A 17,476-nucleotide genomic window follows, 5' to 3' on the forward strand; every position below is an offset into this window, starting at 1 on the left:
AAGCATCCAAGTCCCGAAATTTGTATTCCGGGCTAGCCCGGAATACAAAACTAAGGATTCATTTGTCAAGGAACAAAACCTTACTGGAAATTGACATCAACTGTGATTCAAAACTTATTATACGAGGAGGGAATGCCTTGGAAAATAAAGATAGTAACCAACAAACAGAAAACAACAACATCAAAAAAGAACAAATTACCACTACTAATTCTAATCCTAATCCGAAAGATTTTTTTAATAATATTGCAGCATTACCGCCTTCCATTCTTCAATGGATAGACAAAAATACAAATGGATTTATTGCTATATGGGATAAAAACGGTAGAATTGTCTACATATCTAAATCAGTTGAACGACTACTAGGTTATCAGGTAACAGATCTGCTTGGTACACAATGGTTTGAAAAGGTTTCTAAGGAAGATGTGGCATACATAAAAAAACATTTCGACACTGACCAAGAGTCATCACAAATTTTCAACATAATGATTCAGAACATTCATGGGAAGAATATATGGACTGAAAACTTAGTCTCACAGATAAAAGATTCTAATGATGTATATTATGCTGCAGCAGTAAAAGATATTTCTGACAAGAAAGAAGCAGAAGAATTGATGATCCGGTCTGAAAAGATGTCAGTAGCCGGGCAACTTGCTGCCGGTATTGCCCACGAGGTTCGAAATCCGCTAACATCATTGAAAGGGTTTCTGCAGCTGCTTCAGGCAGGTGTGAACAGAAAAGAAGAATATTACAAAATCATGATTGATGAAATTGAGAAAATGGAAACTATCACCTCAGAGCTACTTTTCATCTCCAAACCTCTAACAGACAACAAGAAAATGGAAATTGTACAGGAAATGGCTGAAGATGTTGTAACACTATTAAGACCCCAAGCCAAACTCAAGAATATCGAAATTCTCTTTGATCAGACGGATGGTCAATCTGTTTATTGCGACCGTTCCCAAATAAAACAAGTACTCATAAATATCGTTAAAAATGCTATAGAAGCGATGGAAGAACCAGGTGATATTCAATTAAATGTCCTAACAGGTGAAGATAGTATTTTGTTGGATATAGTTGACGAAGGACCGGGAATACCTGAAGAAATTATACATAAATTAAGAGAACCTTTTTTTACCACGAAACAATCCGGGACAGGACTTGGGTTAATGATTACAACACAAATTCTTGAAAGGCATGATGGAAGACTCGAGATACTGCAAAATGAGAATAAAGGAAGTACTTTTAGAATTATTTTACCGAAACAAAGTAAAGAATATTAAATTGAAATTATAATTATTATTCCGATTAATTTTATTATTGTATAAGTAATTATTATCACTTCTAATAATTTATTAATATATGGCATGAGGCAATAATCATTTGTTTTATATAATAATTTCATATAAGATATATTAGTAGAATAATATTTTTGTCAAAATCCCTTGAAGGATACGACAATTAAGGATGACAGAAAGGGGTATATCTTATATGCAAATTGATGCGAAAAAGCAGTTTGATTTGAATGGTAAAACGTATAATTACTATCAATTAAAAGCACTAGAAGATGCTGGCTTCGGGAAGGTATCACGCCTGCCATTTTCGATACGGGTTCTTCTTGAATCACTTATTCGCCAAAGAGATGGTCATGTAATTAAAGATGATCACATTGAAGGACTATCAAAATGGGGAACAAAAGACGGAGAGGATGTAGACGTTCCTTTCAAGCCATCACGAGTAATCCTGCAGGACTTCACTGGTGTTCCTGCGGTTGTTGACCTTGCTTCACTACGTAAGGCTATGGTTGATATGGGTGGCGAACCAAATAAAATTAACCCAGAGGTACCAGTTGATTTAGTTATTGATCACTCTGTACAAGTTGACCAATATGGAACACCAAATGCACTTAAAGCAAATATGGATCTTGAATTTGAACGTAATGGTGAACGTTATGAATTTTTACATTGGGCACAAAAGGCATTTGAAAATTATCGTGCTGTTCCACCAGCAACAGGTATCGTACACCAAGTAAACCTAGAATACATTGCAAATGTTGTTCATGGACTAGAAAACGAAGATGGTACTTATGAAGCATTTCCAGATACATTGTTCGGCACAGACTCTCATACAACCATGATTAATGGGCTAGGAGTTCTTGGCTGGGGTGTAGGTGGTATTGAAGCAGAAGCAGGTATGCTTGGACAGCCATCTTATTTTCCAGCTCCAGAAGTAATAGGTGTTAAATTTACTGGAAGCTTTCCACAAGGAACAACTGCTACTGACTTAGCATTAAAGGTTACGCAGGTTCTGCGTGAGAAGAAAGTTGTTGGGAAATTTGTAGAGTATTTTGGACCTGGACTAAAAGATATGCCACTTGCAGATCGTGCAACAATTTCAAACATGGCGCCTGAATATGGTGCAACATGTGGTTTCTTCCCAGTAGATGAAGAATCATTAAGTTATATGCGATTAACAGGTCGAAGTGAAGAACAAATCGACTTAGTTGAAAAGTACAGCAAAGAAAATAATCTTTGGTACTCAGCAGACCAAGAGGACCCTGAGTATTCAGAACTAGTGGAAATCAATTTATCTGAGCTGGAACCAAATCTTTCAGGGCCAAAACGTCCCCAGGATTTAATTTCTTTATCAAATATGAAAAAAGAGTTTAATAAAGCAATTACAGCTCCAGAAGGCAACCAAGGTTTTGGTATGGATAAATCAGAATTTGATAAAGAGGCAATTGTAAAACATCCTAATGGGAAAGAGTCTGTGATGGAAACGGGTGCACTTGCTATTGCTGCAATTACATCATGTACAAACACCTCCAATCCATATGTAATGTTAGGTGCAGGCTTATTGGCGAAAAAGGCTGTGGAAAAAGGTCTAGCTGTACCGGAATATGTGAAGACATCACTTGCTCCTGGCTCTAAAGTTGTTACACGTTACTTAGAGGACTCAGGATTAAATGAATATCTTGATAATCTAGGATTTAACTTAGTAGGTTATGGCTGTACAACTTGTATTGGTAACTCTGGACCACTTCGTCCTGAAATTGAGGAAGCTATCTCGAAAAGTGATTTGACTGTCTCTTCAGTACTATCAGGTAACAGAAACTTTGAAGGCCGTATCCATCCACTTGTAAAAGCAAACTATTTAGCATCACCTCCATTAGTTGTTGCATATGCACTTGCAGGAACTGTTGATGTTGATCTTACAAAAGAGGCACTTGGAACAGATGCAGACGGCGAGCCAATTTACTTAGCTGATATATGGCCGTCAATGGATGAAATCAAAGACACAGTAGAAAGTGTTGTTAAACCTGAAATTTTCCGTAAAGAATATGAAAACGTATTTAATTCAAATGAAAAATGGAATGAAATTCAAACAACAGATGAACCTTTATTCGAATGGGATAGTGACTCAACATACATTCAGAATCCACCATTCTTTGAAGGACTATCTAAAGAAAAAGGAACAGTGAAGCCATTAAATAAACTACGTGCAATTGGTAAGTTTGGCGACTCTGTTACTACTGACCACATTTCACCAGCTGGTGCTATTGCAAAAGATATGCCAGCAGGAAAGTATTTGCAAGAGAAGAATGTATCGCCAAGAAACTTCAATTCCTATGGTTCACGCCGTGGTAATCATGAAGTTATGATGCGTGGCACATTTGCTAATATTCGTATTCGTAACTTATTGGCACAAGGAACTGAAGGTGGTTACACAACCTATTGGCCAACCGAAGAAATTATGCCGATTTACGATGCAGCCATGAAATATCAGGAAAACGGTACAGATTTACTGGTAATCGGCGGCAAAGATTACGGTATGGGCTCTTCACGCGACTGGGCTGCAAAAGGAACAGATTTACTGGGTATAAAAACAGTTATTGCTGAAAGTTTCGAGCGAATTCACCGTTCAAACCTTGTAATGATGGGGGTACTGCCACTACAGTTTGAAAATGGCGAAAGCGCCGAAAAGCTTGGCCTGACTGGTAAAGAAACATTTAATGTGGAAATTGATGAGAATGTGAAACCACATGACCTTGTTAAGGTAAAAGCAGTTGCTGATGACGGTAAAACTACTGAATTTAATGTAATAGCTCGTTTTGACAGTGATGTTGAAATTGATTACTACCGTCATGGTGGTATTCTACAAATGGTTCTACGCAACAAACTTAAGTAATCTTATCTTTAAAGCCAATGTATCGTTATTATCGATGCATTGGCTTTTTACTGTCCAACTGTATAAGCGCAATTAATATGAATTATTTATGAACAATAATCCAATATGCTTTACATATATATGAAATAGCAATACCATATGAATATTGGATGATATAGGTAGGGGATTCATAATGATAAAACAGTTACTTGGTATAGTGGTATTAGTAACACTCAGTGTCATTGTTATAGTTGGCTTAGTTGATAATAATACGAATGAAACAAGTGGATCAGGTACAACTGAGAGCAATGCTGAAGGAGCTGGTATAGTGGCTCCCGGGCAGACGGGGATTAAACCCGGAAAAATGGCTCCTGATTTCGAACTTCAGACACTGTCAGGAGACATTTTTAAATTATCTGATTTACGTGGGAAGAAAGTTATTTTAAACTTTTGGGCATCATGGTGTAATCCTTGTAAGAAAGAAATGCCTGAAATGCAAAAGTTTTATGAAGATCATAAAGATGAAGTGGAAGTTATAGCTGTAAATCTTACAGGTAATGAAGTTGGGGTTAAGGCAGCGAGAGATTATATTAACAAACATAACTATACCTACACAGTACCACTCGATAAGGACTTAGATGCTCGTAAAAAATATAATGTGTCGATTATTCCGACTACTTATTTTATTGGAACAGATGGCAAAATTCAACATCCACATAAAGCTGGCCCGATGACATATGAGTATATGACTAAAATGTTAGATAAGTTAAAATAAATTATATATTTACTAAGAATTGGTAATACTACTCATAAAAAGGAGTGGATTACTATTTCATTAAAGAAAAGAATCTCTTTTGATGAGCTGGTAAAAGAAAACAGAAGACAGATTTTAGAAGACCGGACTCGTTTAGAAGAAATTGAGCAAGGTTTTGAAATGAAACACCGGTTGTTAAATAAAAAGAAAACTGAGCAATAATGTAACGGTTTCAGTTTTGGGAGAGAAAAGTATTAATCATATATAAATCAGAATACATTTAGCCGCTATTGTTTAATGTTGAAATTCAATTTTTTAACGGAACGAGGATTCGGTTTACTGATTTGGCGGATCCTTTCCTTTAAATTCTTGATTGGATTCGGCTCCTTAATAAAGTTAAGCGTATAAATAGTATTTTGCTCTATTACTGAACTCGTTAATAAATAATTGCCTTGTCCTTTAAATAGGACAGGCTTTTATTTTTGTATAATATCAGGTTTAAGGTAAAAATTAAGGATAGATCACCTTGGAAGGTGGAATATAAATTTCAAAAAGGAGTAGTTGAATGACTGATAAATATAACAACAAACCGAAACCTGATGACCGCAGTGATAACGTAGAGAAACTTCAGCACATGGTACAGGATACGCTTGAAAATATGGAAGAGGCCGATGAAACAATGGAATTCTCATCTGGTAAAGAAAAAGAAAATATTAAAGCAAAAAATGAGAGACGAGAACAAGCGGTTGAAGGAATGCGACAAGAAATCAGTGACGAATCAAAATCATAACAAATCAAACCTCAAACCTCAAACCAGATTTTCTGGTTTGAGGTTTTCTCTGGCAATAGCAGTGTAACAGCATAAGTGCTTAGTATCTTATTTCAATAACTTTTTGTGATAAAATGTGTAGTGTAATAGTAATGAAAGGGTGAATAGTTGTTGAATAAGGTACGTACACCAATAGAAGTAAGATATCAGGAAACTGACCAAATGGGGGTTGTCTATCATGCGAATTACTTAGTATGGTTTGAAATTGGCCGTACAAAATTTATAGAAAATTTGGGTTTTACATATACAGATATGGAAAAATATGGTATTGTGTCTCCTGTAGTTGATGTGCAAATTTCATTCAAGAAACCAATTCGTTATGGTGAGGATACAACTGTAGAAACATGGGTTGAAACATATGATGGAATTCGTACAGTTTATGCCTATAATATTATAAATAAGAATAATGATATTGCTGTTAGCGGGACAACTAAACATGTAATTGTGCATAAGGACACATTTCGCCCCTTATCCTTAAGAAAAGCATTTCCTGATTGGCATCAAGCATATATGAAGCAAATAAATGGGGAATCCTAATGGCATTTGGTTTACTAAGGAAAGAGTTAACACACTGGAAATCAGAAGTTAGTAGTGGGCGTATAGCGTTTTTGACACATTACTGGATGGATGAACGATTTCCAGGATGCTATACTGTCACAAAAGTTGGCTGCAATGATGTAGAGAAATTAATTGCCTGGGGCGAGACATACGATCTTCAACCGAATTGGATTCATATGGACGACAATTATCCACACTTCGACTTATTCGGAGAGAAACAAAAATCGATATTAATGAGTGAACAACAATGGAGTCATTTGAGGAAATTTAATTTATAACATAAATTAAGAGGCGTTAGCTAACGCCTCTTAAAAATATATGAACTCAGGTTCCTGCGATTGTTCATCTAATTGTATTTTTATATCTTTATCATCGAAATACCAGGCATCTTTACTTTCTATAAAAAAAGTTATACCCTCTGCGTTACATGAAGCGTGCACATCTTTCGGGGTATCATAGCTAACACCCAACGAGAATCCTGGTATAACCCCACCAAATCCATATCGAACATAGAATCGTAATAGGCTTCGATGGTCAATTTCGAATTCCTTCTTATACCACTTTGCAGCTTCTTTGGTTATTTGTAGATTCAATCCAGTCAACCCCCTTGAAGTGTAAGGATTACTTACTTTTTTTCTCGGGTACACCATCAATCCCGCCTGGATGAAAAGGATGGCATTTACTAATGCGCTTAATAGTTAAAAAGCCACCTTTAAAAAAGCCAAATCGTTTAAAAGCTAATAACCCATACTCAGAACATGTTGGAAGAAAACGACATGTAGGAGGCTTAAATGGGCTAATGGCTTTTTGATAAAATTTTATTAGTCCGATAAAGATATATTTCATAGCTTAGCCTTCATTCAATTCGTCTTGGAACTTATCATATGTCACAGATGCAATGGCATCGTGCATGTGGATGGATTCCTCATTACGGCATTGTACACTGAATTTAGTGACAAAAGGCATTTCATATATATCAGCTGCAACCAAACGCACCATATCTTCTACAAATCGTGGATTCTCGTAAGCCTGCTCAGTGACCATTTTTTCATCAGGTCGTTTTAATACTGGATGTAACCTTGCGCTCGCATTACTTTCCGCTGCTTCCAGCAATGATTCTTTCCAATCTAATAAACTTTCGTCAAAATCATCAGCTAGTGAAACAGTCATCTTTACAAGACCACGCTGATTGTGGGCGCTATACTCACTTATTTCTTTAGAGCAAGGACAGAGTGTTGTAATAAGTGATGACAGTGAAGCTTGTATAGTATATCCTTTAACATTATCATATTTCACATTGATCGTAATATCAGCATGATTCATACCTGGGAGATTCGAGTGAGGTCCTCTTCTTTCATAAAACCAAGGGAAGCTGACCTCAACTTCTGCATCCGATTGGTTTAAACGACCTGCCAAATCTTTTGTGAATGTTTTAAGTGTTAGAAGGTCAATTGTAAGTCCCTTTTGATAGTATGATTGAAGCTGTTCTGTGAATCTGCTCATATTAGTACCTTTACTTGCTTTATCTATACTGGAAGAAAATTTAAATGTTCCAATTGTTGATTGTACATTTGGTTCTAAAGTACTTGTTACGGTTATAGGATGTTTTACGTTTTTAATACCTACTTCATCGAGGTCAAATAAGAAATCTTTTTTTGTATTCTGCAGATCAGCCATCTCTCTTTTTTCACTAGGCTTCGTTCTTGGGCCGGGCTGTACAGAACCAAATAGTTTATGTCGTTGATCTTTGTCCGGTAACTGCTTTTTTGGGAATGGTTTTATTTTATCCATATCGGTGACCCCTTTCTAAACTTACATAACCATAGTATACTTAAGCAAAAATTAATATTCAATTTATTGGCTTAATAGATAGTCTACATCCATTTTATCTTTGGTTCTGTTTTATTCTTAATTCGTTTAATATTTTCACTATGACGGTAAAATACAAAAGCAGCTAAACCAGCAGTAACAATAATAAGACCTATATCTTGCAGAATAATGGAGATAATAACTGCGACAATGCCTGTAATCATTGAAGATAAGGACACGTACTTTGAAACGTATAATGTTACGATAAAAGATATGACTATAATCGTGAATAAAATGGGGCTGATACCAAGTAATATCCCCCCGGATGTTGCAACTGCTTTTCCCCCCTTTAATTTAGCAAATAAGGGATAAGTATGTCCTAAAACAGCGAATAATCCAATTGCCAGCCGGTACACCTCAGCATCAAAAAATAACGGGACAAGTGTCGCAACTGTTCCTTTTAGAATATCTGATATCGTCACAATGATACCAGCCTTTATCCCTAGAATGCGAAATGTATTTGTTGCACCAAGGTTACCACTACCGTGTTCTCGAATATCAATTTTGTAGCCAAGTTTCCCAACAATAAGTCCTGATGGGATGGATCCCAATAAATAAGCAATAATTGCAAATACTAAATATTCCACACTGTTTCCTTCCTTCCAGTAAAAATAAATTAAGCTATCTCTTATTTTACCATGAAGCAGTTAATCAAAGAACCTTTATTGTTTTAAAAATATTCCATTTCATGTTTGCAATTTACTGGTATGGGGTATAAGTTATTGTTATATTATTAAGAATTAAAATATAAAGGAAGAGGTATATGATTGAATTTAAGAATGTAAAAAAAGTATATCCAGATGGTACCGAAGCTATCAAAGACTTCTCATTGAAAGTAAATGAAGGTGAGCTTGTTACATTAATAGGGCCAAGTGGGTGTGGAAAGACGACAACTATGAAGATGATTAATCGACTTATTGAACCGACAGTGGGAAATATATACATAAATGGTCAGAATATTAATACTTACAAAATTCATGAGCTACGATGGAATATAGGATATGTACTTCAGGAAATTGCCTTATTTCCACATTTGACTATTGAGGAAAATATAGCCCTAGTTCCGGAAATGAAAAAGTGGAAACGCAAAAATATTCAGGAAAGAAACAAAAATTTGCTTAATATGGTTGGACTTGATCCGTCCACATACCAGAGAAGAATGCCTAGTGAACTTTCCGGAGGTGAACAACAGCGAATTGGTGTTATCCGTGCACTAGCTGCTGATCCGGATATAATTCTAATGGATGAGCCCTTCAGTGCGCTTGATCCAATCAGTCGCGAACAATTACAAAGCGATATCAGAAAACTGCAAAAAGAAATAAAAAAGACAATTGTTTTTGTCACGCATGATATTGATGAGGCCATGGCTCTTGGTGATAAAGTTTGTCTTATGAAAGATGGCGGGATTGTTCAGGTAGACACGCCTCAGCAACTTATTTTAAGACCAGCAAATCAATATGTAAAAGACTTTATCGGGAAAAGAAAGTCCCCATGGCAAACTGCGATTGATGTTATAGCAGATCAATCCCAATCATTTGTTATATCAAAAACAGAATTTAATAATGGAAGCTTTCTCAACCATGGATTGTATATGATAAAGGATGAGCATGATATGTTTGTTGGGGCTGTGAAGGATGGTCAAGAACAATCTGTTCAATATCTGGATAACGATATGCCACTTTATAAAGCAGCAGAGACTTTAGAAGATAGCGAGCAACATGTTTTTCCGGTATTAAAACAAGGAAAGCTAGTTGCTACACTTAGCTATAAGGATATTGTTTCATTTCTAAAAAGCAAAACTAAAATGGAAAACGGGGTGATTCACTAATGGAGGAATTTATTTCCGTTTTTCAAAGAAGACAGGATATATTACTAGAGACAATTTGGGAACACTTACAAATCTCATTAATGTCATTAGTCATTGCCATCGTTATTGCCGTTCCATTAGGGCTAGTTCTGACTAGGTATCAACGCGTGGAAGAACCAATAATTGGTATATCTGCTGTTATGCAGACGATACCAAGTTTAGCTGTTCTGGCATTTCTCATTCCATTCTTTGGTATTGGAACAACCCCTGCTATTATTGCCTTAACAGCATATGGTTTACTGCCCATTTTACGAAACACATATACGGGTATTAAAGAAGTAAACCCTGCTCTAAAAGAGGCTGCAACTGGTATGGGTATGAACTCATTGAAACGATTAACAAAAGTAGAACTGCCAATTGCGATGCCAGTTATCATGGCAGGAGTCCGTACATCCATGGTACTGATTGTTGGGACAACAACAATTGCTGCTTTAATCGGGGCCGGTGGGTTAGGTGAACTTATCCTGCTGGGGATTGATCGTGGAGCAGATTTAAACCTCATTCTGTTAGGTGCAATTCCAGCTGCCTTATTGGCAATTGTACTTGACATTATATTACGAGGCTTTGAACGTGTCTCCAGACGTACAGGTTTTAAATCTTTTATTGCCATGTTAATTATAGCTGTATTAGTGGTTTCCTCACCACTTTTCTTTACTTCTGCAAAGAAAGCAGACTTGACTATTGGAGGGAAACTTGGTTCTGAGCCAGCGATCCTAATAAACATGTACAAACTTCTAATTGAAGAAGAAACGAATTTAAATGTTAATCTTAAGCCAGGATTAGGTAAAACCTCATTTGTATTTAGTGCATTGAAAAATGGCAGCATAGATATATATCCTGAATTTACTGGAACTGCTATCGTAACTCACCTAGAACAAAAAGCGAACAGTAATAACAAACAGGAAGTATATGAGCAAGCAAGACAAGGAATGATGGAGGAGTTCGGTATGGTTATGCTGGAACCTATGAAGTTTAACAACACATATGCTGTTGCAACGACAGAAGAGATGGCCAATAAGCATAACCTGAAATCAATAGGTGACTTGAACAAAATAGAAAATGATATTACTGCTGGCTTCACACTGGAATTTAAAGACCGATATGACGGATATGTTGGAATGCAAGAGGTTTATAACCTGGATATTGCAAATGTGAAAACAATGGAACCAGGAATTCGCCAGGATGCATTAGCGAATGGAGAAGTAGATGTTATTGACGCATATGCAACAAGCAGTTATATGATAGAACAAAACTTAGTAACCCTGAACGATCCCAAGAACTTGTTTCCGCCTTATCAAGGTGCACCTTTGATGCGCCAAGACACACTTGAGAAATATCCGGAGTTAGAAAAAATATTAAATAAACTCGGGGGTAAAATAACAGATAACCAAATGCGTCAAATGAATTACCAAGTTGATTATGAAGATAGACCGCCAGAAACGGTTGCTCGTGAATATTTAGTGGAGCAAGGTCTGATTGAAAAATAAGGGAGGTACAATGAATGAAGTGGGAAAACCCATCTAATGATTCAATTAAAGATGTCTTAGACTCTTCAAGAAATATAGCAGTTGTGGGTCTCTCCGATAAACCTGCCAGGACATCTTATCAAATTTCAAAAATAATGCAGGATAAAGGTTATAAAATTATTCCGGTTAACCCTACAATAGATAATGTACTCGGGGAGAAAGCTTATAATTCGCTAACTGATGTAAAAGAGCCGATTGATATTATTAATGTGTTCAGGCGATCAGAATTTTTACCAGCAATTGCAGAAGAAGCTGCAAAAACAGACTGTAAAGTGTTCTGGGCCCAGCAAGGTCTCATAAACCAGGAAGCATATGATTATTTAAAAGAACGTGACTTTATGGTTATAATGGATATGTGCATAAAGGTAGCACATTCCATTCTCGTTTAAGAAAATTGTTTTGAGAATGGCCTTGATTGGTCATTCTTTTTTTGCGCTCTACTTAAATTATAGTATACTTATTAACGTGCCTTAGGTTAGTATGGTTAATATACTATTGAAGAATTATTTTACATTTACAAACGCTTGTTCTAATATAAAAATATTATAAAAAACAAATTATAAAGTTCGGAGAGGAGTCTGCAGCTGAATGGTAAAGCAATCATTACAATACACAGATGATTCAATTCAAGTATTAGAAGGACTTGAGGCTGTAAGGAAAAGACCTGGAATGTATATAGGCAGTACAGATCAACGGGGATTACATCATTTGGTTTTTGAGATAGTTGATAATGCTGTGGATGAAGCATTAGCAGGTTATGGCGATGTAATTAAAGTGACAGTACATAGGGATAACAGCATATCCGTCGAAGATACCGGGAGAGGCATACCAACCGGTACCCATAGCACAGGTAAGCCAACACCAGAAGTAATCTTCACAGTGTTGCATGCTGGAGGTAAATTTGGACAAGGTGGCTACAAAACAAGCGGTGGCTTGCATGGTGTTGGGGCATCCGTAGTAAATGCGCTTTCTGAATGGCTGGAAGTAACCATTTTCCGTGATGGGAATAAATACATTCAGCGATTTGAAAACGGTGGAAAGCCATCCGGTTCACTTGAGAAAATAGGAAAAACCAAAAAGAAAGGTACCATAATTCATTTTAAGCCGGACCCAAGTATTTTTTCAGTAACAGTTTACAATTTTGAAACATTAACTGAACGTTTACGTGAGGCTGCATTTTTATTAAAAGGATTGAAAATCGAGTTATCAGATGAACGATACCAGGTTAAAGAAGAATATCAGTTTCCAGACGGGCTTGAATCTTTTGTTTCTTATTTGAATGAAGAAAAGGATACACTACATCCCGTTGTATCGTTTGAAGGGGAACAACAAGGGCTTGAGGTTGATTTTGCATTCCAATTCAATGATGGATTTGCAGAAAGCATGCTATCTTTTGTGAATCATGTACGAACACAAGATGGTGGGACACATGAATCCGGTGCACGAACTGGAATAACACGGATATTTAATGATTATGCCAGAAAAAATGCTCTCCTTAAGGAGAAAGATAAAAACTTAGAAGGTACAGACATTCGTGAAGGATTTACAGCTATTGTTTCGGTACGTATACCAGAAGAAAAATTACAATTTGAAGGTCAGACAAAAAGCAAACTCGGAACTACAGAGGCACGCTCAGCGGTAGATTCAGTCGTCTCCGAAAAATTATCTTATTTTTTGGAAGAAAACCCTGACGTTGCGAGCATGTTAGTTCGAAAGGCTGTTAAAGCAAAGGAAGCACGTGAAGCCGCAAGAAAAGCCAGGGAAGATGCAAGATCTGGTAAAAAGAAAAAGCGTAAAGATACATTGTTAAGCGGGAAGCTTACTCCTGCTCAATCCAGGAATCCAAAACAGAATGAGCTCTATTTAGTTGAGGGTGATTCTGCTGGAGGTTCTGCAAAACAAGGTCGGGACCGCAAGTTCCAAGCCGTATTGCCATTACGTGGTAAAGTTATTAATACAGAAAAGGCTAAATTAGAAGATGTATTTAAAAACGAAGAAATTTCCACAATCATTCATACCATCGGTGCGGGTGTTGGAGGAGATTTCGATTTAGAGGATGTTCAATACGATAAGATTATTATTATGACAGACGCCGATACAGATGGCGCTCATATTCAAGTATTGCTATTAACATTCTTCTATCGGTATATGCGTTCTCTGGTTGAGGCAGGAAAGATTTATATTGCTCTACCACCACTTTATAAAATTTCTAAAGGTAAAGGCAAAAAGGAAAGAGTTGTATATGCTTGGGATGACGATGAAATGAAAGAAGCGATAAAGGAATTTAAGAATGGCTATATTATTCAGAGATATAAAGGTCTTGGTGAAATGAATGCGGACCAGTTATGGGAAACGACGATGAACCCAGAGAGCAGAACTTTCATCCGTGTAACGATTGAAGATTTAGCTCGTGCAGAAAGACGAGTCACTACCTTAATGGGCGATAAAGTTGACCCAAGAAGAAAATGGATTGAAGGAAATGTTCAATTTGGTATGGCAGAAGACGCTAGTATTTTAGAGAACGATAAAATTCACACGTAAATATCATTTTAAAAAAGATATAAGAGAGAATTTGAAAGAGATTAACAAGGGGGGATTGGTTTGTCACAACCTGAAAAATATTTAGACCTTCCACTCGAGGAAGTAATTGGTGATAGATTTGGAAGGTATAGTAAATATATAATTCAAGATCGTGCACTACCAGACGCGCGTGACGGATTAAAACCTGTTCAGCGCAGAATATTGTATGCAATGTATGAAGAGAAAAATACGCATGATAAGAATTTTCGTAAGGCAGCTAAAACGGTTGGTACCGTTATCGGGAATTATCATCCACATGGCGATTCTTCCGTTTATGAAGCAATGGTTCGCCTAAGTCAGGAATGGAAAGTTAGAAATGATTTAGTTGAAATGCATGGTAATAACGGTAGTATCGATGGCGACCCACCTGCTGCCATGCGTTATACCGAGGCAAGGCTTTCCAGTATTGCCTCAGAGCTTCTCCGGGATATAGGCAAAGACACAGTTGATTTTATTCCAAACTTTGATGACACAATTACAGAACCAGTTGTGTTACCAGCCAAGTTTCCGAATTTACTTGTGAATGGCTCCACAGGTATTTCTTCAGGTTATGCAACAGATATCCCGCCACATAACCTTTCAGAGGTCATTGATGCAGTTATTATGAAAATAGATAAACCGTCTGCTGATTTAGAAGATTTAATGACTGTTATAAAAGGACCTGATTTTCCGACTGGCGGGATTATTCAAGGTATTGATGGAATTAAAAAAGCATACGAAACAGGAAAAGGTAAAGTCATTGTGCGGGGGAAAGCGAAGGTAGAAGATGTTCGTGGTAACCGCCAGCAGATTGTAATTGACGAAATTCCTTTTGAGGTTAATAAAGCTAATATGGTTAAAAAGATGGATGAATTACGAATTGACCGAAAAGTGGAAGGTATTGCTGAAGTACGTGATGAGACAGACCGAACGGGACTGCGTGTAGTTATTGAATTGAAAAAAGGTACTAATAGTCAAGGTGTGTTGAATTATTTATATAAAAATACAGATTTGCAGGTAACCTATCATTTCAACATGGTAGCAATACAGGATAAAACTCCTAAATTATTATCACTGCCCCAGATTCTGGACGCTTATATTGCACATCAAAAAGAAGTAGTAACTAGACAAACTATTTTTGATCTGAAAAAAGCAAATGACCGTTCACATATCGTTGAAGGCTTAATCAAAGCAATATCGATTCTAGACAAACTTATCGCAACAATTCGTGCATCAAAAGATAAATCAGATGCTAAAAAACGCATTATATCAGCATATGACTTCTCTGAGGCACAAGCTGAAGCAATTGTTATGCTGCAATTGTATCGTTTAACAAATACTGATATAACGTCTCTTGAAAAAGAAGCGGATGAATTAAGGAAAGCAATTGATGAACTTGAGTCAATTTTGTCAAGTGATAAGAAACTCTTCCAAACAATCAAGAAGGACTTAAAACAGTTAAAGAAATCGTTTGCTGATAGCAGGAAAACAGTAATTGAAGAAAAAATTGAAGAGTTAACTTTTAATATTGAAGTTACTGTTGCAAGTGAAGATGTATTAGTATCAACTACAAGGGATGGTTATGTTAAACGGACAAGCATCCGCTCCTATGGCGCTTCGAATGGAGAAGATTTTGCCATGAAGGATGAGGATTACCTTGTTGGTTTAACGGAGTTAAACACTACAGATAATTTACTTTTATTCACTAATAAAGGTAAATATATTTACATCCCTGTACATGCTTTACCAGATATCAGGTGGAAGGATCTTGGACAGCATATCTCCAATATCGTGAGTATCGACAAAGATGAACGAATTATACAGGGTATACCGGTACGCGAATTTAACGATGAAAATTATCTTGTTTTCTTCACAAAAAATGGTATGGTTAAACGAAGTGAATTATCACTATATAATGCACAGCGGTACTCCAAAGCACTTATTGCTTTAAACCTTAAAGGTGATGATGAAGTAGTAAATGTGTTTCAGACAGATGGGAATTCTGACGTGTTTGTTGCTTCAAATAAAGGATATGGTTTATGGTATCACGAGTCTGAAATATCTGTAGTTGGTCAGCGTGCTGCAGGTGTTAAAGCAATGAAGCTAAAAGATGATGAATATGTTGTAAATGGTCAAGTATTTGATGACCTATCAGAGCCATCGATTGTGGTCGTAACCCAACGTGGTGCATGCAAGCGAATGAGGCTTCGGGAATTTGAAAAGTCCAGCCGTGCTAAACGGGGACTCATCATGCTACGTGAATTGAAAAGTAAACCTCACCGTGTAAAAGGGCTATTTATGGTCGATGAAAATGATACGATAAGCATAAGAACCACTAATGGCAATACACATAGCATATACCCATTAGAATTATCTACTAGTGATCGCTACAGCAACGGATCATTCGTAATAGATAGCGATAACGAAGGTGAGGTAAGTGAAGTCTGGAAGGAAGCTTTTTACAGAAAACCATTTGATGAAACAACCGAATAATTTATTAGAAGAGGCTTGGTATTTCTACAAGCCTCTTTTTCATTCTATAGGAACTTATAAAATTTAAGTGCTGTGGTTAATTGGACATCAGAATCAGCGACGTCCAGCTCCGATGTACAGGACGTCGCGTTCTCACCGGCCATCGCCTAGCGCCTAGTGGACTTCCCTCCCCGTGTCTACAATTATGAAATAAAGGATGTTCGACTAAAACCACCACATCCTGTGGCAACGTCGACCCATCCGCAGCGCTGAGCACAGTCCATACGGCGCTTAACAGATACTTGCGCTTTAGTTCTTCTAACAGCTTTTGATAAACTAAAAGCCATTTTTCATCTGTTTAGCGGACACAGGAGCACTTATTTAACGTATATCCAAATGAAATAGGGATAGTTCCAGCAAATAAGGAATCTGGTGTCTCCTTAAAACTTCATGATGCTTGTTTTTCATAACAAAAAGTCCTTCATGTCCCTGAAGTTGTTCCAGGTATTTCCTCGGTATATTATTTTGCTTTTATACAGCAACAACAATTGGGGTTTTTTCAAGCGACCTAACTGCTAATAACGGTTAAATCCTTTATATATCAATAGAAAACAGAAAGCGCAGACATTTTTATCATATGGTCATACGATATTTTATGTTGTTTGTATTATTTTTTTCAAAAATAATACTTTGTGTAACTACATTCGATTCAGAGGACGAAAAAGTGGCAACAAAATATCGACAATTTCGTGGAATTTTAATAATACTGAGTCAATCACTGAAATGGATGGGTTTTATGATCTGTTGGCTAAATTAAGGTACACAATCCTAAGAAAACTCGGGAAATCGCTAAACCTTAGTGGCGAAAGCTTTTAGTT

16 protein-coding genes are annotated in these 17,476 nt (G+C 36.7%); 12 read left to right on the forward strand and 4 right to left on the reverse strand.

Annotation, left to right across the window (positions count from 1 at the left end):
• Positions 1 to 137 precede the first annotated feature (137 nt).
• From ACE1TG_RS14145 to ACE1TG_RS14175, 7 genes are all read left to right on the forward strand, one after another.
• Positions 138 to 1,280 (forward strand): ATP-binding protein, encoded by a 1,143-nt coding sequence (locus ACE1TG_RS14145; protein WP_375053050.1) that lies wholly within the window; start codon positions 138 to 140, stop codon positions 1,278 to 1,280.
• A 208-nt stretch (positions 1,281 to 1,488) separates the two neighbouring features.
• Positions 1,489 to 4,185: an aconitate hydratase AcnA gene (acnA, locus tag ACE1TG_RS14150; RefSeq protein WP_375053051.1), complete on the forward strand. Its 2,697-nt coding sequence runs from the start codon at positions 1,489 to 1,491 to the stop codon at positions 4,183 to 4,185.
• A gap of 172 nt (positions 4,186 to 4,357) precedes the next feature.
• Entirely contained in the window at positions 4,358 to 4,939 is a 582-nt protein-coding gene (locus ACE1TG_RS14155) for a TlpA family protein disulfide reductase (RefSeq protein ID WP_375053052.1), read from the forward strand.
• A 72-nt stretch (positions 4,940 to 5,011) separates the two neighbouring features.
• Positions 5,012 to 5,140 (forward strand): FbpB family small basic protein, encoded by a 129-nt coding sequence (locus ACE1TG_RS14160; RefSeq protein ID WP_375053179.1) that lies wholly within the window; start codon positions 5,012 to 5,014, stop codon positions 5,138 to 5,140.
• A 343-nt stretch (positions 5,141 to 5,483) separates the two neighbouring features.
• A complete protein-coding gene (tlp, locus tag ACE1TG_RS14165; protein ID WP_375053053.1) occupies positions 5,484 to 5,708 on the forward strand; it encodes a small acid-soluble spore protein Tlp in 225 nt (74 codons plus the stop codon).
• Positions 5,709 to 5,858: 150 nt separating this feature from the next.
• Positions 5,859 to 6,284: an acyl-CoA thioesterase gene (locus ACE1TG_RS14170; protein WP_375053054.1), complete on the forward strand. Its 426-nt coding sequence runs from the start codon at positions 5,859 to 5,861 to the stop codon at positions 6,282 to 6,284.
• Positions 6,284 to 6,583, forward strand: coding sequence for a hypothetical protein (locus ACE1TG_RS14175; protein ID WP_375053055.1), 300 nt, complete (start codon positions 6,284 to 6,286; stop codon positions 6,581 to 6,583). Before ACE1TG_RS14170 ends, ACE1TG_RS14175 begins: the two co-directional genes overlap by 1 nt.
• Before the next feature lie 30 nt (positions 6,584 to 6,613).
• Here ACE1TG_RS14175 and ACE1TG_RS14180 read toward each other — a convergent pair whose 3' ends face one another.
• From ACE1TG_RS14180 to plsY, 4 genes are all read right to left on the reverse strand, one after another.
• A complete protein-coding gene (locus ACE1TG_RS14180) occupies positions 6,614 to 6,898 on the reverse strand; it encodes a HesB/YadR/YfhF family protein (RefSeq protein ID WP_375053056.1) in 285 nt (94 codons plus the stop codon).
• A gap of 28 nt (positions 6,899 to 6,926) precedes the next feature.
• The gene (gene yidD, locus ACE1TG_RS14185; RefSeq protein ID WP_375053057.1) at positions 6,927 to 7,151 is read right to left on the reverse strand and encodes a membrane protein insertion efficiency factor YidD; all 225 of its coding nucleotides are present in this window, start codon (positions 7,149 to 7,151) and stop codon (positions 6,927 to 6,929) included.
• A 3-nt stretch (positions 7,152 to 7,154) separates the two neighbouring features.
• On the reverse strand, positions 7,155 to 8,096 hold the full coding sequence (folE2, locus tag ACE1TG_RS14190; RefSeq protein WP_375053058.1) for a GTP cyclohydrolase FolE2: 942 nt from the start codon (positions 8,094 to 8,096) through the stop codon (positions 7,155 to 7,157).
• A gap of 83 nt (positions 8,097 to 8,179) precedes the next feature.
• Positions 8,180 to 8,761, reverse strand: a complete 582-nt coding sequence (plsY, locus tag ACE1TG_RS14195) for a glycerol-3-phosphate 1-O-acyltransferase PlsY (protein WP_375053059.1) — start codon at positions 8,759 to 8,761, stop codon at positions 8,180 to 8,182.
• A 176-nt stretch (positions 8,762 to 8,937) separates the two neighbouring features.
• Here plsY and ACE1TG_RS14200 point away from each other — a divergent pair, with 176 nt between their 5' ends.
• The 5 genes from ACE1TG_RS14200 to parC all read left to right on the forward strand — a co-directional run bounded on the left by ACE1TG_RS14200 (position 8,938) and on the right by parC (position 16,619).
• Positions 8,938 to 10,002, forward strand: coding sequence for an ABC transporter ATP-binding protein (locus ACE1TG_RS14200; protein WP_375053060.1), 1,065 nt, complete (start codon positions 8,938 to 8,940; stop codon positions 10,000 to 10,002).
• Positions 10,002 to 11,528: an ABC transporter permease/substrate-binding protein gene (locus tag ACE1TG_RS14205; protein WP_375053061.1), complete on the forward strand. Its 1,527-nt coding sequence runs from the start codon at positions 10,002 to 10,004 to the stop codon at positions 11,526 to 11,528. The genes ACE1TG_RS14200 and ACE1TG_RS14205 overlap by 1 nt, the downstream gene beginning before the upstream one ends.
• Positions 11,529 to 11,542: 14 nt before the next feature.
• Positions 11,543 to 11,956, forward strand: coding sequence for a CoA-binding protein (locus tag ACE1TG_RS14210; protein WP_375053062.1), 414 nt, complete (start codon positions 11,543 to 11,545; stop codon positions 11,954 to 11,956).
• 199 nt (positions 11,957 to 12,155) lie between these two features.
• Positions 12,156 to 14,108: a DNA topoisomerase IV subunit B gene (gene parE, locus ACE1TG_RS14215; protein WP_375053063.1), complete on the forward strand. Its 1,953-nt coding sequence runs from the start codon at positions 12,156 to 12,158 to the stop codon at positions 14,106 to 14,108.
• Between the two features lie 60 nt (positions 14,109 to 14,168).
• Positions 14,169 to 16,619, forward strand: coding sequence for a DNA topoisomerase IV subunit A (parC, locus tag ACE1TG_RS14220; RefSeq protein WP_375053064.1), 2,451 nt, complete (start codon positions 14,169 to 14,171; stop codon positions 16,617 to 16,619).
• Positions 16,620 to 17,476: the final 857 nt, after the last annotated feature.

This window comes from Virgibacillus sp. JSM 102003, assembly GCF_041949995.1.
In the GTDB taxonomy this organism is placed as follows: domain Bacteria; phylum Bacillota; class Bacilli; order Bacillales; family Amphibacillaceae; genus Lentibacillus.